The following is a 22,716-nucleotide window of genomic DNA, read 5'->3' on the forward strand; positions in this document are numbered from 1 at the left end:
TCTTAATAGTTCTAATAATCCCTCTACTAGCTTAACATGTTTTCAGAATTTATTATAGAAAAATAGTTTAAAGTAACCGCTTACATTTTTAGATTATATATGATTCATTACAATAAATCTATCATTTACTTTTCATATTTGATAGAATAAAAAAATATTTTGGGAGGCTTCAAACATGGCATTTACAGAATCTGATGTATACAATAACACAGCATTTTTCGAACAATATATGAAACGAAGATACCGAGAAAATAGCCCAAATGAATCCATTGAAAAACCAGTATTCTTTCAGCTCATTGGTCATGTACGAGGAAAACAAATTCTCGATTTAGGCTGTGGTGATGCTAAGTTTGGCGCGGAATTATTAGAAAAGGGATGCTACTCTTACACCGGCATTGAAGGCTCCGAACTTATGTATGAAAAAGCTAAAAAACAACTAGAAAATAAAAATGGATCTGTTCATTTTTTAAACCTCAAAGATTATACCTACCCCTCTTCCACTTTTGATTTAGTAACATCTAGACTCGCCTTACATTATATTGAACATCTTGATACCATTTTTCAAAATGTGTTTCAAACTTTAAAAACAAATGGCACCTTTACCTTTAGCGTTCAACATCCCGTTATTACTTCTTCATTTGAAAGCTTACAAACAAGTGGTAAAAGAACGAGTTGGCTCGTCGATGATTACTTTAAACTAGGCAAACGGGTTGAACCATGGATTGACCAAGAAGTTATTAAATATCATCGTACAACGGAAGAGTATTTCACATTATTACAGCAAGCCGGATTTACCATTACATCATTAAAAGAAGCTACACCAAATCCAACCTATTTTCAAGAGGAAGAAGAGTATAAACGTCGCTTACGTATTCCTCTCTTCCTCTTATTTTCTTGTACCAAATAAAAAAAACGATGAATCACTCATCGTTTTTTTATCTCATTACCTGAGCAACTTCTTTAACTACACGTCTTCCTCTTCCGTGAGGTATACAAAGCGGTGTTCCAAACAACGGATCCGTACTAATTTGACACTCCATTCGGAATACATCACGTACTAGTTTCTCATCTACCACTTCTTCAGGTTTACCTTGTGCATATATTTGTTTATCTTGAATGGCTACAATGTTATCTGCATAGCGACATGCTAAATTTAAATCGTGTAATACCATGACAATTGTTCTTTGTTCTGTTTCATTTAATTCGAATAATAAATCTAGCACCTCAATTTGGTGAGTCATATCTAAATATGTAGTAGGCTCATCCAGTAAAATAATATCTGTATCTTGTGCAAGCGTCATTGCAATCCAAGCACGTTGTCGTTGTCCACCTGAAAGAGCATGCACATCACGCTCAGCAAATTCTGTCATACCTGTTGCTGCAAGTGCTTTCTGTACCATTTCCTCGTCTTTTTCTGACCATTGCTTCAGCCATGTTTGGTATGGATAACGCCCTTGCTTTACAAGTTGTAATACTGTAAGTCCTTCTGGTGCTTGTGGTCCTTGCGGTAAAATCGCCATTTGACGAGCAATTTGCTTCGTTTGCATACTTTGAATGGCTTGATTATCTAACAAAATATCACCAGTTGTTGGTTTTAATAATCTAGCTAGTGAACGTAATAAAGTTGATTTCCCGCAACCGTTAGAGCCGATAAAGATTGTAATTTCGCCTTTTGGAATTTCTAAATTCAACTCATCAATAATACTTGTTTCACCATAAGACAACGTCAAGCGTTTCGTCTCCAATGCTTTTTGCATATTCATCTCCCTTTATGAATTCCGACTTTTATAAAGTAAATAAATAAAATAAGGTGCACCAATTGCTGATGTAAATACCCCTGCTGGAATTTCAAGTGGTGTGAAAACTGTACGCCCAATTAAATCTGCAGCAAGTACTAGAATTACACCAACAATAGCTGCAACTGGGAGTAATGCACCGTATAAAGAACCAACTAGCCTTCGTGAAATATGAGGCGCCATTAAACCGACAAATCCAATTCCTCCGGCGAAGGCAACTGCTCCCCCAATTAAAGCCGTACTAAGTAATAACATGAATACGCGTGACTTCGTTAAAGGAACACCAAGTCCTACCGCAATATCATCCCCTAGCTCTTGTGCATTTAAATGCCTAGCTGCGATAAATGATATTACTGTTAAAATGAGAACCCAAGGCGCAAGTACCATAACGTTTTGCCAAGAAGAGCCGTAAACGGTACCCGTAATCCATACATTTGCTTGGCTCGCTTGATAAATTGGTGCTAGCAACATAAATAATGTTGTCGCAGCCTTCGTTAATGCCCAAAATCCAACACCAATTAAAACGAGACTAATTGGTGATAATCCATCATTTTGCCATGCAAATAAGTATACAAAAACCGCTACAATCGTTGCTCCTGCAAAAGCTGCGAGCGGCATATAATGAATACTTACCGTTAGTGCATTATTTTTATCACTAAATAGCGCTAAAAATAATACAACTGCGACACTTGCCCCGCCCGTAATCCCGATGATATCAGGAGAAGCAAGTGGATTTCGAACGAGCCCTTGTAAAATACAGCCCGCTACCGCAAGCGCAATTCCTACGAGGATAGCAATTAAAATACGTGGCATACGAAACTTATTTACAACCATATTTGACATTGCATCGCCATTTCCGGTAATTGCTTGCCATACGTCATAAGGAGCAATTTTCATGTCTCCCATACCTGCGCTCGCAAAGAATAATCCTATTAAAACAACTAGTAAACTTAACAAGACGAGACAAGCTCGTTTATACATTAAAAACGAGAGCTCGCCTTTTCCTATACGAAACGGAATATATTTCTTCATTTGCTAAGCCCTCTCTTACGTGCAATATAAATAAAGAACGGTGCTCCAATAAATGCTGTCATAACTCCTACTGGTACTTCTTGTGGCATAATGACATATCTTGCTGCTATATCAGCCAATATTAGTAGTATTGCCCCTAACAATCCGCTATAAGGTACTCTCCATCTGTGGTCAACTCCAACAAGAAATCTAGCAAAATGCGGAGTAATAATTCCAATAAATCCAATTGGACCAGCAACCGCAACTGAACCACCAGACAACAGTACAATAATAAGTAACACGAATGATTTCATTAAAATTGTTCGTTGTCCAAGTCCTTTCGCGACGTCTTCTCCCATCATCAATGTATTTACTTTCCCTGCCATCATAAGAGATGCAATCCATCCTATTAATAAATATGGGAATACAGATTGTAAAATTTCTAACTTTCTCCCTTGCACAGATCCAGCAAGCCAAAATAATACCTCTTCAAGTGCTTTTTCATTTAACACAAGTAATCCTTGTGTTAATGATGAAAATAACGCACTAATTGCGACCCCTGCTAACGTTAACTTAAGAGGAGTAGTCCCTTCTTTTCCTAAAGAACTAGAAGCAAATACAAGTACAGCTGCAACCGCCGCTCCTAAAAAGGCGATCCATGTGAAAGCTGATAATGATGTTACTGAAAAGATTACAATTGCTACAACTATGAAGAACGCAGCACCTGAATTTAATCCAATAAAATCTGGAGAAGCAAGTGGATTCTTAGTTAAAGTTTGCATAAGACAACCAGCAATGGCTAAACTAGCACCAACACTAGCTGCAATTAACGCCCTAGGCAGACGTACATTTTGAATAATAATATGTTCATTGGAACCGTTAAAATGGAAAAAAGCATCCAATGCTAGTTTCCAACTCGTATTTGTATATCCGAAAATAATACTTCCCCAAATACAAATAACGACTGCAATGATTCCAACAAATAATCCAATCCATTTTGCTCGATTTGTTTTTAATAACATGCAGCGTTTCCCCTTCAATGTATAATGATACGTTGTTAGTGTATTTCAACTTAATTCTTATTGTCAACGGAAATGAGAATTATTTTCATCCATATGTATTGACAATCAAAAGATAAAGGCTTAATATCATGCTTGCTATTGAAAAATATTCTCAACATGTAGGGGGTACATAATGAATTTCATGCGGAAGAAATCGTTTACAGTATTTGTATTTTTACTAGCATTTTCAATGCTTTTAAGCGCTTGTGGAAAATCAAGTAACAAAGAAGAATCTACAAAAGAAGATAATAAAAAAGAAGTGGTTACTGTAGAACATGCAATGGGTAAAACAGAGGTTCCTGCTAATCCAAAACGTGTAGTTATCTTGACAAATGAAGGAACTGAAGCTTTACTTGAATTAGGTGTGAAACCAGTTGGTGCTGTAAAGTCTTGGACTGGTGACCCATGGTATCCACATATTAAGGATAAAATGAAAGATGTAAAAGTTGTTGGTGATGAAGGACAAGTTAACGTTGAAACAATTGCTTCTTTAAAACCAGACTTAATTATCGGTAACAAAATGCGTCACGAAAAAGTGTACGAACAACTAAAAGCAATTGCACCTACTGTGTTCTCAGAAACATTACGTGGTGAATGGAAAGATAACTTCAAATTTTATGCAAAAGCATTAAATAAAGAAAAAGAAGGTCAAAAAGTTGTAGCTGATTACGAATCACGTATGAAAGATTTAAAAGGCAAACTTGGCGATAAAGTAAATCAAGAAATCTCTATGGTTCGTTTCATGCCTGGTGATGTTCGTATTTATCATGGTGATACATTCTCTGGTGTTATTTTAAAAGAACTTGGATTTAAACGTCCTGGAGATCAAAACAAAGATGATTTTGCAGAGCGTAACGTATCTAAAGAGCGTATTTCTGCAATGGATGGTGACGTATTATTCTACTTCACATTCGATAAAGGAAATGAGAAAAAAGGATCTGAATTAGAAAAAGAATATATTAATGATCCGCTATTTAAAAATTTAAATGCAGTAAAAAATGGTAAAGCATACAAAGTTGACGACGTTATTTGGAATACAGCTGGTGGCGTAATGGCCGCTAACCTACTATTAGATGACATCGAAAAACGCTTTGTTAAATAATATTTCCTTAACCAGCTCCCTTCTATGGAGCTGGTTATTTTTCAATTCACTTAAATGTCACATTATTTCGTTTTGTATTTTTATTCCCAATATGTTATATTGGGAAAGTAAATAGAATATATTTTCTTTATATAAGAATAAATATTTTAATCTAAATTTTCTGATTAATCACTATTTTATTTTCTTTTAGAATTCAATTATTACATTTGAAAACGCTTATCATCTCGTTTTCAGGGCAAAATACAGTAACGGTCGAAGAAAAATAGAACTTTTTTAGAAATTTTCTTTCTATTTCCATATAATTCTATTGACTTCTAAATATTTTGTAAATTAAAATGATTACATAAATATCCGTTATACAGGATTAGGGGGAAACAAAAATGGATGCAGCTTTAAAATTAGACAAAGCTGGAGAGCAACAATCACCAAAAAAACATCCACCAGGGTTGTACTTGTTGTTCTTAACAGAAATGTGGGAAAGATTTAGTTATTATGGAATGCGTGGCCTTTTAGTTCTTTATTTAACAACTGCTGCTGTTAGTGGCGGGTTAGGATTTGATAAGGCAGTCGCAGTGCAATTATATGGTACTTTTACAGCGGCAGTATATTTCATGCCAATTATAGGCGGATGGCTAACGGATCATTATATCACAAGACGTCATGCCATTACTCTCGGCGGAATCATCATGGCAATCGGCAACTTTGTACTATTCTCAATGAATACAAAAACAGGACTATTCCTTGGATTAATACTATTAGTTATTGGTAATGGATTCTTCAAACCAAATATTTCTACACTGTTAGGTGAATTGTATGGCGAAAATGATTCACGTCGTGACAGTGCATTTACTATCTTCTATATGGGTATTAACGTAGGTGCTTTCTTTGCTCCACTTATTTGTGGATTTTTAGCAGAAGATTTCTTTAAAACAAGCGCTAATGGCGTTATTGTAATGGGATATAAATACGGATTCTTAGCAGCTTGTATCGGTATGATTATTGGACAAATTGTTTTCAACTTATTAGCTCCTCGTTACCTTGGTAAAGCAGGAACAACAGTTGTCGGCAAAAAATCAAAAAATCAACCTGTAGTCGAAAAGAAACCTTTAACAAAACAAGAGAAAAATCGTACTTGGGCAATTGTAATTTTAACTTGTTTCGTAGTATTCTTCTGGGCAGGATTTGAACAAGCTGGTAGTTCTCTAACACTTTATACAAATAAATTTGTTGATCGTACAATTTTCGGTTGGGAAGTTCCAACATCTTGGTTCCAATCAGTTAACCCAGCATTCATCGTACTACTTGCACCATTTGTATCTATGCTATGGTTAAAACTTTCTAAAACAAAACGCGGTGATTTAAAAGTACCAACAAAAATGGCATTTGGTATGATTTTACTAGGTATAGGTTATCTTGTTTTAACATTAGCAGTTCTAAAAACTGGAAGTAGTGAAGCAGATATAACTGTCAAAGCGAATTTATTATTCATCGTTATCACTTATCTCTTCCATACAATTGGTGAGTTATTCTTATCACCAATCGGTCTATCAATGGTAAGTGCAATTGCTCCTGTAAAATTAGCATCATTACTAATGGGAGTATGGTTAGCTGGTACGGGTATGGCTAACTGGTTAGCTGGTAAACTTGCTTCCTTTACACAATCATTAGGATACCTTGAAGTATTTGCAAGTATCGGTATTATCGTTATCGTCTTAGGACTTGTACTCCTTCTCTTCTCTAAAAAAGTTGCGAGTATGATGGAATAACAAAAAGACGCTTCTAATTTTAGAAGCGTCTTTTCTATTACTTCTCCTCTAAAGCCGTCACGTTCACGTGAACGCTTTCTCCAGGATTAGATACATCATACACTTGAGCAACTCCACTCTGCTCGTCACAGCTCTCAATCCATACTACTATTCCTCCTTTTGCTTACTACACTCCTTTCTATTTTTTCTTTTCCTTTTAGAATATATTCCGTAAGGCAGCATGTTGATTGATAGTCATTTCTTCCTCACATGCTAATATTTACTCTCTCGCTACCTTTCTGACAAATAAAAAAAGACGTATATTCTACACGTCTTTTTCCATAATATTCAAATTTTAAGAAAATAATGTTTTTACTACCGCACTTACTTTATCATTATGGATTTGATAATACACTTCTAATCCTCGTCTTTCAAAGCGCACTACTTTATTTTGCTTTAACTTCGTTAAATGTTGTGAAACCGTTGATTGCGGAATTTCTAATACTTCCTGTAGTTGTGTTACATTACATGTTCCTCTTTGCATAAGTTCCATTACTAGACGTAGACGAAGTGGGTGAGCTAACGCTCTTAACATTTGTACATCTTCTTCTGAAATACGACATTCGAATTGATTTTGGTTCATAAAGTTCCCCTCATTTTCGTTTTTATTTGCGTTTTTATGTTCTTTTTATTTATTTATATATCTGTTCTTATATTTCCTGTTACGACATAACTTTATCAACCTATAAAGCCGAAAAATTTTTCCATCTTCATCAGCAAAAATTCAGGAAAAAATCCTTGCTGATTTTGAATATTATACTATATGATATAACGAAAAAGCAAAATAATGGCCTACGAATACTTTGCTTGCAAACGTTGTTTTATCAAGCTTTTTGTTATATTTTCACCTCATTGAAATGCACAGTAACGGTATTGTAAAATATCGTCTATAATTGATAACCTATCGTAATGTAGTTGAACTATACTTAACCTCTTTGTTACGCTAAAAGGAATTTTCAGTAAAAAGAGATGATATGGTATTAAAAATTCATTTCTTATTTTTTATTCGTATTGCAAGCGGTTGAATTGTTGTGAAAAACTTCCTATTAAATCCACTCACCGTTCCTCTCTCACTAAATCAAACAGGACAGATAAGTGCATATATCAAACTTTAATCAGTGGGGGTTTTGTTCATCCCCACTGATTATCAGCCCTCACCAACCAGGCGTTTACGGGCAGCCCAATCCCCACCTAACTTCTTTGCATCCGCTAAATTTTGAGGTGTGGGTCTTACTGCCCGTTAATGCGGGATAAGAGACGGCATCTCATATACACCTATAGGGAACATGCCATCTGAATAAGCAAAATAATATGCAAATAATTTATACAGCACACTTAAATTCATTTGAGTGTGTTTTTTGTCTACTTTATGAACAAAGCTTTTCTTTTAACACTATTATGGAATAATTATACTTTTTTACGTTGACAATAGTGTTGAAGGAGAATATACTAAGCATGTAAGTTGATTGTGAATAGTTTCACAAATAATGTGAATTTCTTCACATATAATAGATAGGAGTTGTCATTATTATGAGTACTTGGACACAAATTTATGATCCATTAAACAATATTTGGTTATCTGCACTAATCGCAGCACTTCCAATCTTTTGTTTCATCATTTGTTTAATGGGATTCAAAATGAAAAGTTACATGGCTGGTCTTTATAGTGTGATTGTCGCTATTATCCTTGCAATATTTGTTTATAAAATGCCAGCAACAGTAGCTGTAGCATCTGCTGGATTCGGTGTTTTATCTGGATTTTATCCAATTTGTACTATCGTTATCGCCGCAATTTTCCTTTACAAATTAACTGTTAAAACAGAGCAATTCAATATTATTCGCGATAGTATTTCAAGCATTACAAATGATCAACGTTTACAAGTATTATTAATTGCTTATTCTTTCGGTGCTTTCTTAGAAGGCGCAGCTGGTCTAGGGGTTCCAGTTGCTATTACAGCTGCACTACTCGTGGGTATGGGCTTTAATCCATTAAAAGCAGCAGGTATTTGTTTAGTAGCTAATATTGCTGGTGGTGCTATGGGTGCTATGGGTATTCCAGTTACAGTACCAGCACAATTAACTGAACTTGACGCATTAACTATTGGTCGTCAAACTGTTCTTATTTTACCTTTCATTAGTATCATCTTACCTTTCTTACTTGTTTCAATGGTCGATGGAATTAAAGGTATTAAAGAAACTTGGCAAGGTATTCTTGTAAGTGGTGTTTCTTTCGCAATTACTCAGTTCGCTGTAACTTACTTCTTAGGCGCAGAACTTACTAACATTTTCGCAGCCGTTGTAAGTATGATTGCTCTTGCATTATTCTTACGTGTTTGGCAACCAAAATCTTCTACTAAAAAAGAAAAACAAGAAACTAAAGTATCACATACATTCAATCAAATTTTATATGCTTGGTCTCCATTCGTATTCTTAACTGCATTTGTAACAATCTTTAACTTAAAACCGATTAAAGCTTTATTTGCTCCAGATGGTGCGTTAGCAAACTTAGTATTTAACATTCAGTTCCCTGGTCTTCATAATGCTGTTATGAAAACTACACCAATTACAAAAGCTGATACACCTTTCGCAGCTGTTTTCAAATTCGATGTATTCTCTTCTACAACTACTGCGATTGTACTAGCAATTATCGTTTCACTTATCGTTTACCGCGTAAAAGGTAAACTGGTTAAAGAATTAATGATTGAAACAATGAAAGAATTAAAAGCTCCAGTATATACAATTTGTAGCGTTATCGCTTTAGCTTACGTAGAGAACTACTCTGGTATGTCATCTACACTTGGACTTGCATTCTCTTCTACTGGTAATGCATTCCCAATTCTTTCTCCAATCTTAGGATGGATTGGCGTATTCATTACAGGTTCAGTAGTTTCAAGTGGTTCTTTATTCGCACCACTTCAAGCAGTAACAGCAGACCAATTAAACATCGTTCCTTCTACACTCGTTGCCCTAAACGTAGTAGGTGGTACAATGGCAAAAATGGTTTCACCACAATCTGTAGCAGTTGCTTGTGCAGCAGTTGGACTAGTTGGTAAAGAATCTGCTCTATTTAAAACAGCAATGAAATACAGTTTAATCTTCTTAGCTGTTATTAGCTTACTTCAATTAAACGCTGTGTTTAATATCTTTTAAAAATAAAACACCGATCCAAATGGATCGGTGTTTTTCACATTATATTTTTTTATTTTTTAATAAAGAAGCTCCAGCAATTTCAGGATGTGTCATTTCAAATGGATCTAAAATAATATCCAATTCTTCTTCTGTCAGTACACCATGTTCTAAACATAACTCTCTAACAGACTTTCCTGTTTCAATTGCTTCACGTGCAATACGCGATGCTGCTTCATAACCAATATGAGGATTAACTGCTGTAATAATTCCAACACTTTTCTCAACATATTGCTTCAGCAATTCTTCATTTGCTGTAATTCCTTCAATACAATATTCACGGAATACACGGAATCCGTTATTCATAATACTTATAGATTGAATTAAATTAAATACAAGCACAGGCTCCATTACGTTTAACTCTAATTGTCCTGCTTCTGATGCTAAGCAAATTGTATGATCGTTTCCGATGACTTGGAATGCGACTTGGTTAATTACTTCTGCCATAACTGGATTTACTTTTCCTGGCATAATCGATGAACCTGGCTGACGTGCTGGCAATTGAATTTCAGCTAACCCAACACGTGGACCAGACGCCATAATACGAAGATCGTTTGCAATTTTAGACATGTTCATCATACATACTTTAAGCGCTGCAGATACTTCTGTGTATGCATCTGTATTTTGCGTTGCATCAACTAAATGCTCTGCACCAACAAGTGGGAATCCACTAAACGTTCTTAAATGTTTTACCACTTGTTCAATATACGTAGGATTTGCATTTAATCCTGTACCAACAGCTGTCGCCCCCATATTCACTTCATATAAATGTTGACGAGACTGTTTAATTCTTTTTATATCACGCTCAAGCACTCGGCTATACGCTTCAAATTCTTGTCCAAGGCGAATTGGAACTGCATCTTGTAAATGTGTGCGTCCCATTTTAATAACGTGATCAAACTCTTTTGCTTTTTTACGAAAAGCAGAATGAAGTTCTTCCATTGTAATAAGAAGCTCTTCTAACATCATAAGAGTTGCAATATGAATCCCTGTTGGAAACGCATCGTTCGTTGATTGAGCCATGTTCACATGAGTGTTTGGGCTAATTTTCGCATATTCCCCTTTTTCATATCCCATACGCTCTAACGCTCTATTCGCAATTACTTCATTTGTATTCATATTAATAGAAGTTCCGGCTCCGCCTTGAATAGGATCCACGATAAATTGATCATGAAACTTTCCATCAACAATTTCTTGCGCTGCTTCTGCAATTTCATGTCCAATGTCTTTAGCTAAGTAACCAGTATCTATATTCGCAAGTGCCGCCGCTTTTTTCACAATTGCCATTGCTGTAATGAGTGATGGATGAATGCGGTATCCTGTAATTGGGAAGTTTTCTACGGCACGTAATGTTTGTACACCATAATAAGCTGCACTTGGTACTTCTTTTTCACCTAAAAAATCTTTTTCTATACGTATATCCTTCGTTGCTATCATTTTTATCACCTATACTTTTTCATTCTAAATCCTTATCCAAAAAATCCGCCCTCTAAAAACACGAGTATCATTCAGAAAAATTTTTCAGTATCCACCTTCACTATATAGCACCTTTTTTGAAAGCGCAAACATTTATTTTTCTGTATATCCTTTTTATTAAAGTTTATAGAAAATCATTCTTCTACTTTCCTTATTTCCACTCGTTTAATTTGATGCATATCCTTTTCAAGGACTTTAAAATAAAAACCGTGTTTCTCAATAATATCTCCTTCAGCAACGATTTGTTTTTGTACCATAATCCAGCCACCAATTGTATCTACATCATCAGCAATTAAATGTATGCCAAGCAAATCATTTACTTCACTAATAAGCACTTTTCCCTCTACGATTTTATATCCTTCACTTACATGCTCTATAGGTGGATTCTCATCTTCATCGTATTCATCTCGAATCTCTCCAACAATTTCTTCTAAAATATCTTCTAGTGTAACAATCCCTGCTGTACCACCATATTCATCATATAATACAGCTAATGGAATGTGTTTTCTTTGCATTTGTAACAGTAAATCATGAATTGGAATATTTTCTAGCACTTCAATAACTGGCCTTGTATATGGCATAATTGAGCACTCCTCGTCCCGATTACCATCCATATAACGAATAAATAAATCTTTTACATTTACCATCCCAATAATTTCATCTTTATCTTCACCAAATACAGGATATCTCGTGTACTTTTCTTGTGCGATGACTTTAATATGTGTTTCAAATGGTTCGTCCTCATATAAACCTACAACTTCCGTACGAGGTACCATAATTTCTTTTGCTACTCTATTATCAAATTCAAAAATATTATTTACATATTTAAATTCCCTTTGGTTAATCTCTCCGCTCTCATAGCTCTCAGATAAGATTAACCTTAATTCTTCTTCTGAATGAGCTACTTCATGTTCAGAAGCTGGATGTAATCCGAATAAACCAGTTACAACTCTCGCTGAACCATTTAAAGCCCAAATAAACGGGTACATAACTCGGTAAAAATAAATAAGTGGTTTCGATAACAATAAGCTAACTTGTTCTGCTTTTTGTATAGCAAATGTCTTTGGAGCAAGTTCCCCAATGACAACATGTAAAAATGTAATTACTGCAAAGGCAATAATAAATGAAACTGTACTGGAAATTGCAGGTGAGAATTGTAATTTTAAAAACAACGGCTCGAGTAAATGTTTAATAGTTGGTTCCCCTAACCACCCGAGCCCTAAAGCAGTAATTGTAATACCTAGCTGACAGGCCGATAAATACTCGTCTAAATTTGAAGTTACCTTTTTAGCTGCCAGTGCACCTCGTCTTTTTTCACTAACGAGTTGATCAATACGACTGCTACGTACCTTAATAATTGCAAATTCAACAGCCACAAAAAATGCTGTTAACCCAATAAGAATGACTACCATCAATAATTTTAAAATATCCACATATGTCCTTTAGCTTTCTTAGCTAAAGTTACACCTCCTTTTAAAAAGAAGTTTCACTTTAGTTTCTTCAATTATTGGAAAGCAACTCTATATAAAATCCACCAATTTTCAAACCTCATACAATTCTAAAGGTAAACCATCAGGGTCTTGGAAAAAGACGAATTTCTTCCCCGTTATTTCATCAATACGGATTGGTTCTGTCTTAACACCACATTGGTTTAAATGCTTCACAGCTTCTTCTATATTTGTAACAGCAAATGCTAAATGTCTAAGACCGGTTGCTTCTGGAAAACTTTTGCGCTCAGGCGGATTTGGAAATGAAAATAATTCGATTTGATACTCTTCTCCTACACATAAATCTAATTTATAAGAATCTCGTTCCTTTCTATATACTTCATTAATCTCTTTAAACCCTAATATTATAGTATAAAAATTCTTTGACCTCTCATAATTCGAACAAATAATTGCAACGTGATGCACTCTACTTATATTCATACTCTCTCTATTCCTTTCTTTACCAAAGATGCATATTCTCCCTTGAAATGAAAAACATATATAGCAGAATATCTCTTTTAGGGGGCTTATCATGAAATTCATTACTTTTTTCGTCGGACTAATTGTTGTTTTCTTGCTGGCTTATATTGCTAGCAATAATAAGAAGCATATTAAATTTAAACCAATTTTTATCATGCTTATTATACAGTTAATTTTAACTTATTTACTATTAAATACAGAAATCGGCCTCATACTTATTAGAATCATTTCCAGTTTGTTTACCAAGCTACTCGAGTATGCTGCTGATGGAATAAATTTCGTATTTGGTGGTCTTGCAAATAAAGGTGAAATGCCATTTTTCCTTACTGTATTATTACCAATCGTCTTTATTTCTGTTTTAATTGGTATATTACAACATTTCAAAATACTACCATTTTTTATTCATTGGATCGGGTACTTTCTTAGTAAAATAAATGGTCTTGGGAAATTAGAATCTTACAATGCTATTGCCTCTGCCATTGTCGGCCAATCAGAAGTTTTTATTACAGTGAAAAAGCAATTAGCTCAAATTCCAAAACACCGTCTTTATACACTTTGTGCCTCTGCTATGTCAACCGTATCTATGTCTATCGTAGGTGCCTATATGACAATGATTGAACCTAAATATGTAGTAACTGCACTCGTTCTCAATTTATTTAGCGGTTTTATTATCGTACTCATCATTAACCCTTACGACGTTAAAGATGACGAAGATATTTTAGAAATCAAAGGTGAAAAACAAAGCTTTTTTGAAATGCTTGGAGAATACATTCTTGATGGTTTTCGTGTAGCCATTGTTGTCGGCGCTATGCTCATCGGATTCGTCGCATTAATTAGTTGTATTAATGACCTGTTCCTCATTATATTCGGTATTACGTTCCAACAATTAATCGGCTATGTATTTGCACCTATCGCATTCCTTATCGGTGTACCAAGTTCTGAAATTGTCGCAGCTGGTAGCATTATGGCAACGAAGCTTGTAACGAATGAATTTGTCGCAATGATGGACCTTAGTAAAATTTCTAATAGCCTTTCTCCCCGTACAGTTGGTATTATTTCTGTTTTCCTTGTGTCTTTTGCCAATTTTTCTTCCATTGGTATTATTTCAGGTGCGGTAAAAGGACTAAACGAAGAACAAGGAAACGTTGTTGCGAGGTTTGGCCTTAAATTACTATATGGAGCTACTCTCGTTAGTATTTTATCTGCAATTATCGTAAGCATTATGTTGTAATTAGGTAAAATTTTATCATTTTCTTATCCCTATCTTTTGTATACAATAACGAATAGATGTCTTATAAAGTGAAACTTTACTCAGAGGGGGCTATCCCCCTCTGAGTATTAGTTGAACCAATCGGGCTTTTACGGGCAGTTAACTCCCACCTAACTTCCTTGCATTCGCTGGACTTTGAGGTGGGAGTTTTACTGCCCGTTAATGCGGGATAAATAATCAAGACATCTATTTTTTATACATGTACAATCGCTTTTATTTAGCGTAAAATATTTTTTATGTGTTTGAATACACTTCTAAATGTATACACTTTGATAGTTTTAAAGGAGAAAAAATGATGAAATCCGACCCGAACAACAATACGCGAGCCAAAAAAGGACGCTCAAAGAAAAAACGCCTACTTTGGTTCCTTCTTATTCCATTACTAATTGTAGCACTTGGAGCAGGAGGCTACTCCTTCCATATATACAGTAAAGCAAAGTCCGTCTTAAATAATGCTTATGCTGAACTAGGTCGAGGAGATAAGTCCAGTAAACGCGAAAAAGCTGTTAAACCTATGACCGACAACATTTCTGTACTAATTATGGGTGTTGATGAAAGTGATATTAGGGAAAAAGGTTATGGAAAAGCAACTCGAACAGATGCATTATTACTTGCAACAATTAATAAAAACGATAAATCCGTTAAACTTGTAAGCATTCCACGTGACTCACGCGTCTACATTAAATCACGTGATAAATACGATAAAATCACACATGCGCACGTATTCGGTGGTGTAGACAGCACAATCGATACGGTAGAGAACTTTTTAGATGTTCCAGTTGACTACTATGTAAAATTCAACTTTAAATCATTTATTAAAATTGTTGATTCCCTTGGTGGTATTACTGTAGACGTTCCAGTTGAGTTCACAGAGCAAAATAGTAAAGATGAAGCAGATGCAATTCATCTAAAAAAAGGACGTCAACATTTAAATGGAGAAGAGGCACTGGCACTGGCTAGAACTCGTCATATCGATAGTGATTATATGCGTGGTCAACGACAACAGCTTGTATTAGAGGCCATTGCTGAAAAGGCACTATCTCTTAATTCCATTAATAAAATCGGAGGCCTACTAGACGCTGTCGATAAAGACTTAAAAACCAATTTAACTTTTGATGATATGATGACAATTACAAAAAATTCAATGGATTCAAATTTAAAGATGGAAAAAATGCAAGTAGAAGGTACAGATAAATATATAGGTGGTATTTATTATTACGTTCCAAATGAAAAAAGCGTCGATAATATTTCGACAAAACTACAAGAACATCTCGGTGTTACGAATAAAAATGAGCATAAAAAATTATAATAAAAAGGCTGCTAGATTTTTCTAGACAGCCTTTTTATTATAATTTTCAACATATTTTTCATACACATTGTGACAAGAAGTGACAATTATTACAGCGGTGTAACATTTTTTATGAAAACATTACACACACAGTGAAAATAATAGTATACTAGTACGTACATAATGTTATTTTCATCATTTTTATACAAAAAATGTAATACATATATTTATACATAAATTTCTGGGGGGAAATAAATGAAGCTAAGTAAAATACTGATCGGTTCTGCAATTGCTGGGGGCATATTACTTTGTGTAGGCGGTGTTGGGGGATATCAATATGTCTCCAAATTAAATAATCAATTAGATACTACTGCATTACCAAATACTACATTTGAAGGTATTTCTCTCGATGGAAAAAATAAGAAAGATATTCAAGCAATTATTAATCAAAAGGTAACTGAATTAGATCAAAAATCCCTTACCTACATATTCCAAAACGATAAACAAACTTATACATGGAAAGATTTAGGGATAAATTATAAAGAGAAAGATATTATTGACAAAATCTTTAAAGAACAAGAAGGAAACGTAATGAATCGTTACAAAATGCGTAAGCAAGCTGAAAACGGTGAATTAAAACGTGACTATAAATTAACACCACAATTAAATGCAACAGCTTATGAAACCTTTATAAAAGATAAATATAATGAAACATTAAAAAATCCTGTTAATGCAGAATTCAGTATTGAAGGCTCAACAGTAAATGCTAGTCAAAGCCAAAACGGAGAAAAAATTGATAAAGGGAAACTAAACGGTTTAACAAACGAAGCTATTACTACCGGTAAATCAGATGTTACATTGCCAGTTACATTCATAAAACCAGAACGCTCTACAGAAGACATACAGAAAATGGGGATTAAAGAAGTCATTGCTGAATATTCTACGCCAATGGCTGGCCGTAACGGAAATCAATCATTTAACGTAAATAAGTCAGCCAATACTTTAAGTGGGGTTATTGTCGCACCTGATGAAACGTTTAGTTTTAATGGCCGCGTTGGCGTAACTGATGCTGCACACGGTTATAAATCTGCAGCAGTATATTCACAAGGTAAAGTAATACAAAGTGCAGGCGGAGGAGTTTGCCAAGTCAGTAGTACATTATACAGCGCTGCTTTAAGGGCAGATTTAGGAATTGTTTCTCGAAGCAATCATTCTATGCCGGTAAATTATTTACCACTTGGGCAAGATGCAGCAGTAGCAGATTATGGTCCAGATTTAAAATTTAAAAATAATACAGGCAATCATATTTATATTCAAGCATTTTCAAATGGAGGTAGTATTACTACACGCATTTTCGGTACAAATACTGGTAAAAATGTTGAAGTTTCTTCTCAAGTAATTAGTAGAACTAGTGATAAAATAACAGCGGTTACGTATAAAAAAGTAACACAAAACGGGGAAGTAATATCAAATGGACAAATTTCAAAAAGCGTATATAAAAGCGCTGCAAAAGAATAGATAATATCAACCGAATAGCATAAAGAAAAAGGCGTGATTAAATCACGCCTTTTTCTTTTGCAGTAATAGTAAAAAAGTTTCAAGATGGTCTTTCGTTTCTTCTAAAGACCACATACGATTCCCTTCCTTCGCAGCTAATACACACGCCTCTTCCCACACGTTCTTTTTCTTCATATTTATTAATTCATCACGTAATTTCAAAACAATTTCTTCGTCTTCTTGTTCAATAAACTCTTCCATCACGCTTACTATTTCATCCTCATGAATACTTAACGTACAGTACGATTTAAGAAAGTATTGTAATGTCGTATACATAATGTACTCCCCCTTCTTATTTATCAGATGGATAAGAAGTAATAATCTTAAACCCTAATTCCCCTGACTTATCTCTTGCTAAAACAGTAACAGTTTTTACTAACTTGTCTTTTACACTCATATTTTTCTTTATTACCGTTTTTCCAACAGGGAATGAATGAGTTGTATTTAATACGAGACGAGCCTCTTTAGAATTTTTTAACCAATCTTGAATTTCCTTGTCATGTTGCTTCAAGCTATCTTTTACAGCTTTCGTCGCTGTTTCTTTATCATAGTATGTACTTGCGGCTGACACTTTATCTGTCTTCAAGCGATTCTTCAAATCCTCTTCTGACTTGCCTACATGTCTTTCAATCGTATGACCATTTTTAGGTGGTCCTTCCATTTCATCTAAAATATTATCACTAATTTTTTCTACCGATGTAGCTTGATTCCCTGTCTGTTTCTCTGGTTTTTGTTCTTTTCCTGCACATCCACTTAAGATCAGCATTAATGCCAATAAACTACTGAAGAAAAGACTGCTTATTCGTTTCATCATATCACCTCTTCCATGATTATTATCGCAACTTCACTAAAAGTCAATTTCACAATAAAAAAATCTATCAGTTTTCATTTTTTTCATCTGTTTTTCCATATTTACCCGCGCAATTTCATCAACCCTCTATTTTCCGAGTTTTATAATATATACCCCCTATATTTTATAATTATTTCCCAGAAAAAATCACCAATAACATAACTATAAAACTCTTTTGTACAAAGGTTTTTATAGCATTTTTCAAAACAATTTAAAATACCCCTGTTTTTATATACCCAATACCTATATAAGGTATAAAGACACCTTCTTATCAACGTTTTTCTACATTATGTAAATTTATCCTTGCCTATACAATCGAAATATGGTGTAATGCAAAAAAAGATAAAGGATTTTAAACCATGGCTGAAACGATTCAAAATTTCTTAACAGAATACTATTCAATCGCAATTCCACTTAGTATCTTAATTAACATCATCATTAGTCTTTTAGGTGTTATTCCTAGCATCTTTTTAACCGCCATTAATATACAGCTCTTCGGTGTAACAAATGGCACAATCATTTCGATCGCAGGTGAGGCCTTAGGGGCTATTATCTCGTTTTATATTTATCGCATGGGCCTTCAAAAGTTCACTCACGATAAAGTAAATAAGTATCCAAAGGTAGAGCGTCTTCTTTATGTAGAAGGTAGAGAGGCCTTCCTACTCGTTCTATCGTTTCGATTGATACCTTTCATCCCATCAAGTATCGTGACTTTATTTGCAGCTCTAGGGAAAATGTCATTACTCTCCTTCAGTATTGCCAGTACAATAGGTAAAATACCGGCCTTATTGATTGAAGTATATTCGGCATATCATGTTATGAACGGAACAAATGAAGCGAAGTGGATTGTAACAATCGCAGGCACTATTGGATTGTTTTATTTGTGGAAAAAATGGAGAAAAAAATAAAGAAGGAGCATCGGCTCCTTCTTTATTTTTGAGGTATTTTATTAATAGCTATCCCTTAAATCCTTAGTTAATACCAACAGCACTAAATGATTGCTTAACTGCTGCTACTTCCGCAGAAGTCGCACCATATAAATCAGCTGCAGCTTGTACTGCACCAGCACGAGCTTGGCTAAATGTAGTAGATTGCGTGAAATATTGTGTGTTTGCACGGTAATAAATTGCACCTAACTTATCTTTACCAATGCCCGTTACAGTTACACCCGAATGCGTACCGCCATTTGCTAATAAATAAGCTTGTTTGTTAATAATACCACTGTTTGTATGAACGCCACCGTTATCACTTGAACCTGTGTAACGCTTAGAATAGTGGTCTGGGTCACCATATTTCGCTGGATCACTCATAGAGCGAAGCGCGTCTCCTGCTTTACCAGGTGTGTAAATATCTTCACCAATCTCCCAATCCGGGTTACGGTTATCATAGAATTCTACTAAAGTACCAAAGATATCAGAAATCGCTTCATTTAAAGCCCCAGATTCATTTTGATAAATTAGATTTGAACTATTTTCCGTAACAGCATGCGTTAACTCGTGACCAATTACATCAATTCCACCAGATAATGAAGTAAACGTTACACCATCACCATCTCCGTATACCATCTGTGATCCGTTCCAGAATGCATTGTTATAATTACTTCCGTAATGAACTGTCGATTTTAACGGCGCTCCTGCATCATTAATAGAATTTCTATTAAACGTAGCTTTATAATAATCATATGTTTTACCTGCATAGTAATGAGCATCTACTGCTGCTGCATCATACGCTGCATTGAAAACATTATCTGCATCTGCCCATAATGTTCCTGGTAATGTTGAACGATTTTTCGCATCATATGTGAAAATCGTTGCCCCGCGTGTATTATCTTGTAAGTAGTAAGATGATCCAGATAACGTTGTATTAAGCGACTTCGTATCTCCTAATACACCTTTACCAGTTCCTACTTTATTCGTTCCTGTAACAGGCTTTACAACAGCTTTCGCATCCTGTTTAGGAGCCTCTTGCTTAACTGGTGACTTATCATCATTCGTTACATGATCAATTGTATTAAACTTATTTAATACTTTACCGCTGTCTGCCTCAATGAAATAGTAGTAGTTTCCTGGGCTTGGATCTAAGAAGTTTAGATTTACAACGTATGCATATGTTGTTTCCTCACCGTTTTGATATACATATAAGTCCGCTTTTGGTTCTACCTCATATTTCGGTGTTACCCCTAAATCTTGCTGCGCAATTTCAATTGCTTTTGCGCCTTCAATCTTATTTTTATTTTTCAACTTTTCCTTTTTGTCTAAATCAGGTGCAACTGTTCCAGACAATACTTTTAAAGAACCGTCTTTACTTACGTGAGCCACTTGCGTAGAACCCCATACAGGTACTCCTTCGTAAACTTGTTGCATACGTACTACTGTTGAATCAGTTACAGCATCTTTCTTCACTTGTTTCACTTTGAAAGAATCTTGCGCACTCTTTTCCCCTAGCTTGTAATCACCTTTTGCTGCGTTTAAGTAATCAAACACAACAGATTCTGCTTTCTTACCAGTCGCTCCAGTTAGATCACCAGAAATAAACTCAGGTGACTGTACTGTCTCATTGTACTTCTTCGTAGAGAGTACATTTTTAGAATCCGCAAATGCAGAGCCTGTCCCTCCAAACGTAGTAACTGCCATTCCTGTCGCTAACACTAACGCTAAACTTTTCTTTTTCATGAACCTTCCCCCTAATAAAAAATTTTTTGAAAAAGAGTAGTTTCATATTAGCATTATGTTTCCACTATTAATATACTAAAAATTCAAATAATTATTTTCTCAAGTTTTGTAGAATTTTGAGGAACAAATATTGAAAAACCCCTTTCCGGTTGGAAAGGGGGGGATTATAAATTAACTTGTTCAACAGTTTTAGCTTGTTGACCAACAATATCAGGTTTACTGCTATATTGTTGTATTCCTCCAGCAACTGTAAGAGTCACTATAAATGCCAATACTCCAAATACCATCTTTTTCATTTTTATTCCTCCTTATTATCATTCATTAAATCAATAACTAACCTATAATATCGATTACTTTCTTCAAATCTCGATAAACTGGAAAAATGTTCTGCTAGTTCAACGTATACTTTCTTTAATTCTATTTTATTTCCTGCAGATTTATACAATGGGATAGCCTCATTTTCCAAAAATACTTTATAATCTTTTGCTTCTTCAAAATATTTATATCTAAGCATTAAAAGCAAATATAATTTTGCATTAAATCTCTCTTCCTGTTTTGCTGCATCAATTCCCTTATCAATTAATGTCCTTGCCTCTTCCAACTCTTCTAATTTAATGCATACTAATGCCATTTCGTATATTGTATCTAAATAGTTTAAATCTATTTGTTTTTGAAGTTGTAGACTATCTAAATAATATTTTTTCGCTTGCTGGTATTTGCCTTTTTTATAATAGATACTTCCCATATTACTTAAAGTAATAGCTAATAGTACATCCTTATCAGCAAAAGATGTGGCCTCTCTCAATATACTCTCATACATTTTTAAAGCTTCTTCATACTGACCTTTTTCTGTATAACTTACCGCAATAAGGATTTGGCAATTAATTATGTTTCTAAACTTATATTCACTACGAAATCCTTCTAATGCCATATTTACAAAATGAATTGCAAGATGATGAATATCTAAATGAGTATATGCAAGCGCTATATTATAATACAAGCCTGTTTCATAATACCCTTGTTCCTTGGCCATTACTTCTGTTTTTAATAAGTAATCTAACCCATCCTTCCATCTATACTGTAAACAGCACAATAACCCTCTACTATACATATATAATAACTTCTGAAATGGAGAATATTTTTTATATACCTTCTTCAACTTATCTAATTCTTCTTCGAGTGCAGAAATATCCCTTTTCATAATTAAATACCGCGTATACAGCAGTTTATAATAATTTATAATTTCAAAATCCAACACATGCTTCATTTCACCTTGCAACTCTTCATATATACGTTCTACTTGTTGCTTGTCCAAATGAACTAGTGCATTCAACCATTCATCCAGCTTCCCCTTCACATCTTCTTCTACATCTCTCAAATCCGTCACAGCAATTTCTAGTCTTGTGCAGAGCAATTGTAGAATTTCTTCTGATGCTTCGATCTTTCCATTTTCGATCTTACTTAAGTATGAGACAGAACAAATGCCCTGACATAATTCTTCTTGTGTCATTTTTTGCTGAAGCCGTTTGTAAAAGACTTGTTTGCCTATTTTTTCTAATGTTTGTTGCATTGTCCTCCTCCATTCTCATTACCCCATTACTCTAATAATACATAAAATTTGGAGAAATATAAATTGATAAATATAAATTTTCTAAAAAATATGCATAATTTCATT

The 22,716-nt window shown here is 34.6% G+C and carries 20 protein-coding genes and 1 pseudogene; 8 read left to right on the plus strand and 13 right to left on the minus strand.

Going from position 1 to position 22,716, the window contains the following annotated elements; all coding sequences use genetic code 11:
• The first annotated feature begins 175 nt into the window (after positions 1-175).
• Complete coding sequence (locus C4S65_RS14420) at positions 176-907, plus strand: class I SAM-dependent methyltransferase (RefSeq protein ID WP_097960556.1); 732 nt, start codon at positions 176-178, stop codon at positions 905-907.
• A gap of 28 nt (positions 908-935) precedes the next feature.
• On the opposite strand, the gene C4S65_RS14425 is transcribed toward C4S65_RS14420, so the two are convergent.
• Genes C4S65_RS14425 through C4S65_RS14435 form a run of 3 tightly spaced genes read right to left on the minus strand, consistent with a single transcriptional unit; the run spans position 936 to position 3,829 of the window.
• Positions 936-1,757: an ABC transporter ATP-binding protein gene (locus C4S65_RS14425; protein ID WP_097820777.1), complete on the minus strand. Its 822-nt coding sequence runs from the start codon at positions 1,755-1,757 to the stop codon at positions 936-938.
• 12 nt (positions 1,758-1,769) lie between these two features.
• Positions 1,770-2,828 carry an iron ABC transporter permease gene (locus tag C4S65_RS14430; protein WP_103945271.1) on the minus strand — a complete coding sequence of 353 codons (1,059 nt, stop codon included), beginning with the start codon at positions 2,826-2,828 and terminating at the stop codon, positions 1,770-1,772.
• The gene (locus tag C4S65_RS14435; protein ID WP_000925232.1) at positions 2,825-3,829 is read right to left on the minus strand and encodes an iron ABC transporter permease; all 1,005 of its coding nucleotides are present in this window, start codon (positions 3,827-3,829) and stop codon (positions 2,825-2,827) included. The genes C4S65_RS14430 and C4S65_RS14435 overlap by 4 nt, the downstream gene beginning before the upstream one ends.
• Before the next feature lie 172 nt (positions 3,830-4,001).
• On the opposite strand from C4S65_RS14435, the gene C4S65_RS14440 reads away from it, so the two are divergent.
• Together C4S65_RS14440 and C4S65_RS14445 are read left to right on the plus strand one after the other, a co-directional pair.
• Positions 4,002-4,970, plus strand: coding sequence for an iron-siderophore ABC transporter substrate-binding protein (locus C4S65_RS14440; protein ID WP_001010281.1), 969 nt, complete (start codon positions 4,002-4,004; stop codon positions 4,968-4,970).
• A gap of 380 nt (positions 4,971-5,350) precedes the next feature.
• Positions 5,351-6,736 carry a peptide MFS transporter gene (locus tag C4S65_RS14445; RefSeq protein ID WP_000338329.1) on the plus strand — a complete coding sequence of 462 codons (1,386 nt, stop codon included), beginning with the start codon at positions 5,351-5,353 and terminating at the stop codon, positions 6,734-6,736.
• A gap of 37 nt (positions 6,737-6,773) precedes the next feature.
• On the opposite strand, the pseudogene C4S65_RS33990 reads toward C4S65_RS14445, so the two are convergent.
• Both C4S65_RS33990 and C4S65_RS14450 read right to left on the minus strand, forming a co-directional pair.
• Positions 6,774-6,890: pseudogene (locus C4S65_RS33990) on the minus strand (H-type small acid-soluble spore protein); the annotation flags it as partial.
• A gap of 180 nt (positions 6,891-7,070) precedes the next feature.
• Positions 7,071-7,358: a metalloregulator ArsR/SmtB family transcription factor gene (locus C4S65_RS14450; RefSeq protein WP_001075219.1), complete on the minus strand. Its 288-nt coding sequence runs from the start codon at positions 7,356-7,358 to the stop codon at positions 7,071-7,073.
• Positions 7,359-8,305: 947 nt separating this feature from the next.
• On the opposite strand from C4S65_RS14450, the gene C4S65_RS14455 reads away from it, so the two are divergent.
• A complete protein-coding gene (locus tag C4S65_RS14455; RefSeq protein WP_061668101.1) occupies positions 8,306-9,925 on the plus strand; it encodes a lactate permease LctP family transporter in 1,620 nt (539 codons plus the stop codon).
• A 39-nt stretch (positions 9,926-9,964) separates the two neighbouring features.
• Here the strand turns inward: C4S65_RS14455 and aspA are convergent, their stop codons facing one another.
• The 3 genes from aspA to C4S65_RS14470 form a co-directional block, all read right to left on the minus strand.
• A complete protein-coding gene (gene aspA / locus C4S65_RS14460; RefSeq protein WP_000562136.1) occupies positions 9,965-11,398 on the minus strand; it encodes an aspartate ammonia-lyase in 1,434 nt (477 codons plus the stop codon).
• A 173-nt stretch (positions 11,399-11,571) separates the two neighbouring features.
• The gene (locus C4S65_RS14465; RefSeq protein ID WP_000353319.1) at positions 11,572-12,870 is read right to left on the minus strand and encodes a hemolysin family protein; all 1,299 of its coding nucleotides are present in this window, start codon (positions 12,868-12,870) and stop codon (positions 11,572-11,574) included.
• A gap of 108 nt (positions 12,871-12,978) precedes the next feature.
• Complete coding sequence (locus C4S65_RS14470; RefSeq protein WP_061668100.1) at positions 12,979-13,365, minus strand: VOC family protein; 387 nt, start codon at positions 13,363-13,365, stop codon at positions 12,979-12,981.
• 91 nt (positions 13,366-13,456) lie between these two features.
• On the opposite strand from C4S65_RS14470, the gene C4S65_RS14475 reads away from it, so the two are divergent.
• The 3 genes from C4S65_RS14475 (at position 13,457) to C4S65_RS14485 (ending at position 17,480) form a co-directional block, all read left to right on the plus strand.
• Positions 13,457-14,635 (plus strand): nucleoside transporter C-terminal domain-containing protein, encoded by a 1,179-nt coding sequence (locus C4S65_RS14475; protein WP_000668865.1) that lies wholly within the window; start codon positions 13,457-13,459, stop codon positions 14,633-14,635.
• Positions 14,636-14,966: 331 nt separating this feature from the next.
• Positions 14,967-15,983 (plus strand): LCP family protein, encoded by a 1,017-nt coding sequence (locus tag C4S65_RS14480; RefSeq protein WP_042972342.1) that lies wholly within the window; start codon positions 14,967-14,969, stop codon positions 15,981-15,983.
• A 234-nt stretch (positions 15,984-16,217) separates the two neighbouring features.
• Positions 16,218-17,480 (plus strand): VanW family protein, encoded by a 1,263-nt coding sequence (locus tag C4S65_RS14485; RefSeq protein WP_103945272.1) that lies wholly within the window; start codon positions 16,218-16,220, stop codon positions 17,478-17,480.
• 42 nt (positions 17,481-17,522) lie between these two features.
• Here C4S65_RS14485 and C4S65_RS14490 read toward each other — a convergent pair whose 3' ends face one another.
• Together C4S65_RS14490 and C4S65_RS14495 are read right to left on the minus strand one after the other, a co-directional pair.
• Positions 17,523-17,795 (minus strand): hypothetical protein, encoded by a 273-nt coding sequence (locus tag C4S65_RS14490; protein WP_000288806.1) that lies wholly within the window; start codon positions 17,793-17,795, stop codon positions 17,523-17,525.
• 16 nt (positions 17,796-17,811) lie between these two features.
• Positions 17,812-18,330, minus strand: a complete 519-nt coding sequence (locus C4S65_RS14495; RefSeq protein WP_000822689.1) for an RNase A-like domain-containing lipoprotein — start codon at positions 18,328-18,330, stop codon at positions 17,812-17,814.
• Positions 18,331-18,728: 398 nt separating this feature from the next.
• Between C4S65_RS14495 and C4S65_RS14500 the strand changes: the two genes are divergently transcribed.
• On the plus strand, positions 18,729-19,277 hold the full coding sequence (locus C4S65_RS14500) for a VTT domain-containing protein (RefSeq protein ID WP_000852234.1): 549 nt from the start codon (positions 18,729-18,731) through the stop codon (positions 19,275-19,277).
• Between the two features lie 63 nt (positions 19,278-19,340).
• On the opposite strand, the gene C4S65_RS14505 is transcribed toward C4S65_RS14500, so the two are convergent.
• The 3 genes from C4S65_RS14505 to C4S65_RS14515 form a co-directional block, all read right to left on the minus strand.
• A complete protein-coding gene (locus tag C4S65_RS14505) occupies positions 19,341-21,041 on the minus strand; it encodes a M4 family metallopeptidase (protein ID WP_000730373.1) in 1,701 nt (566 codons plus the stop codon).
• Between the two features lie 164 nt (positions 21,042-21,205).
• Positions 21,206-21,337: a quorum-signaling peptide NprX gene (nprX, locus tag C4S65_RS14510; protein WP_080481882.1), complete on the minus strand. Its 132-nt coding sequence runs from the start codon at positions 21,335-21,337 to the stop codon at positions 21,206-21,208.
• Positions 21,338-21,339: 2 nt separating this feature from the next.
• Complete coding sequence (locus C4S65_RS14515) at positions 21,340-22,611, minus strand: tetratricopeptide repeat protein (protein WP_097820776.1); 1,272 nt, start codon at positions 22,609-22,611, stop codon at positions 21,340-21,342.
• Positions 22,612-22,716: the final 105 nt, after the last annotated feature.

The organism is Bacillus sp. ok061 (genome assembly GCF_900108285.1).
Classification (GTDB): Bacteria; Bacillota; Bacilli; order Bacillales; family Bacillaceae_G; genus Bacillus_A; species Bacillus_A thuringiensis_S.

Excerpts from the sequence above, each read along its gene's own strand:
- C4S65_RS14420 (WP_097960556.1), top strand. The coding sequence starts at position 176 with ATGGCATTTACAGAATCTGATGTATACAATAACACAGCATTTTTCGAA.
- C4S65_RS14425 (WP_097820777.1), bottom strand. The coding sequence starts at position 1,757 with ATGCAAAAAGCATTGGAGACGAAACGCTTGACGTTGTCTTATGGTGAA.
- C4S65_RS14430 (WP_103945271.1), bottom strand. The coding sequence starts at position 2,828 with ATGAAGAAATATATTCCGTTTCGTATAGGAAAAGGCGAGCTCTCGTTT.
- C4S65_RS14435 (WP_000925232.1), bottom strand. The coding sequence starts at position 3,829 with ATGTTATTAAAAACAAATCGAGCAAAATGGATTGGATTATTTGTTGGA.
- C4S65_RS14440 (WP_001010281.1), top strand. The coding sequence starts at position 4,002 with ATGAATTTCATGCGGAAGAAATCGTTTACAGTATTTGTATTTTTACTA.
- C4S65_RS14445 (WP_000338329.1), top strand. The coding sequence starts at position 5,351 with ATGGATGCAGCTTTAAAATTAGACAAAGCTGGAGAGCAACAATCACCA.
- C4S65_RS14450 (WP_001075219.1), bottom strand. The coding sequence starts at position 7,358 with ATGAACCAAAATCAATTCGAATGTCGTATTTCAGAAGAAGATGTACAA.
- C4S65_RS14455 (WP_061668101.1), top strand. The coding sequence starts at position 8,306 with ATGAGTACTTGGACACAAATTTATGATCCATTAAACAATATTTGGTTA.
- aspA (WP_000562136.1), bottom strand. The coding sequence starts at position 11,398 with ATGATAGCAACGAAGGATATACGTATAGAAAAAGATTTTTTAGGTGAA.
- C4S65_RS14470 (WP_061668100.1), bottom strand. The coding sequence starts at position 13,365 with ATGAATATAAGTAGAGTGCATCACGTTGCAATTATTTGTTCGAATTAT.
- C4S65_RS14475 (WP_000668865.1), top strand. The coding sequence starts at position 13,457 with ATGAAATTCATTACTTTTTTCGTCGGACTAATTGTTGTTTTCTTGCTG.
- C4S65_RS14480 (WP_042972342.1), top strand. The coding sequence starts at position 14,967 with ATGATGAAATCCGACCCGAACAACAATACGCGAGCCAAAAAAGGACGC.
- C4S65_RS14485 (WP_103945272.1), top strand. The coding sequence starts at position 16,218 with ATGAAGCTAAGTAAAATACTGATCGGTTCTGCAATTGCTGGGGGCATA.
- C4S65_RS14490 (WP_000288806.1), bottom strand. The coding sequence starts at position 17,795 with ATGTATACGACATTACAATACTTTCTTAAATCGTACTGTACGTTAAGT.
- C4S65_RS14495 (WP_000822689.1), bottom strand. The coding sequence starts at position 18,330 with ATGAAACGAATAAGCAGTCTTTTCTTCAGTAGTTTATTGGCATTAATG.
- C4S65_RS14500 (WP_000852234.1), top strand. The coding sequence starts at position 18,729 with ATGGCTGAAACGATTCAAAATTTCTTAACAGAATACTATTCAATCGCA.
- C4S65_RS14505 (WP_000730373.1), bottom strand. The coding sequence starts at position 21,041 with ATGAAAAAGAAAAGTTTAGCGTTAGTGTTAGCGACAGGAATGGCAGTT.
- nprX (WP_080481882.1), bottom strand. The coding sequence starts at position 21,337 with ATGAAAAAGATGGTATTTGGAGTATTGGCATTTATAGTGACTCTTACA.
- C4S65_RS14515 (WP_097820776.1), bottom strand. The coding sequence starts at position 22,611 with ATGCAACAAACATTAGAAAAAATAGGCAAACAAGTCTTTTACAAACGG.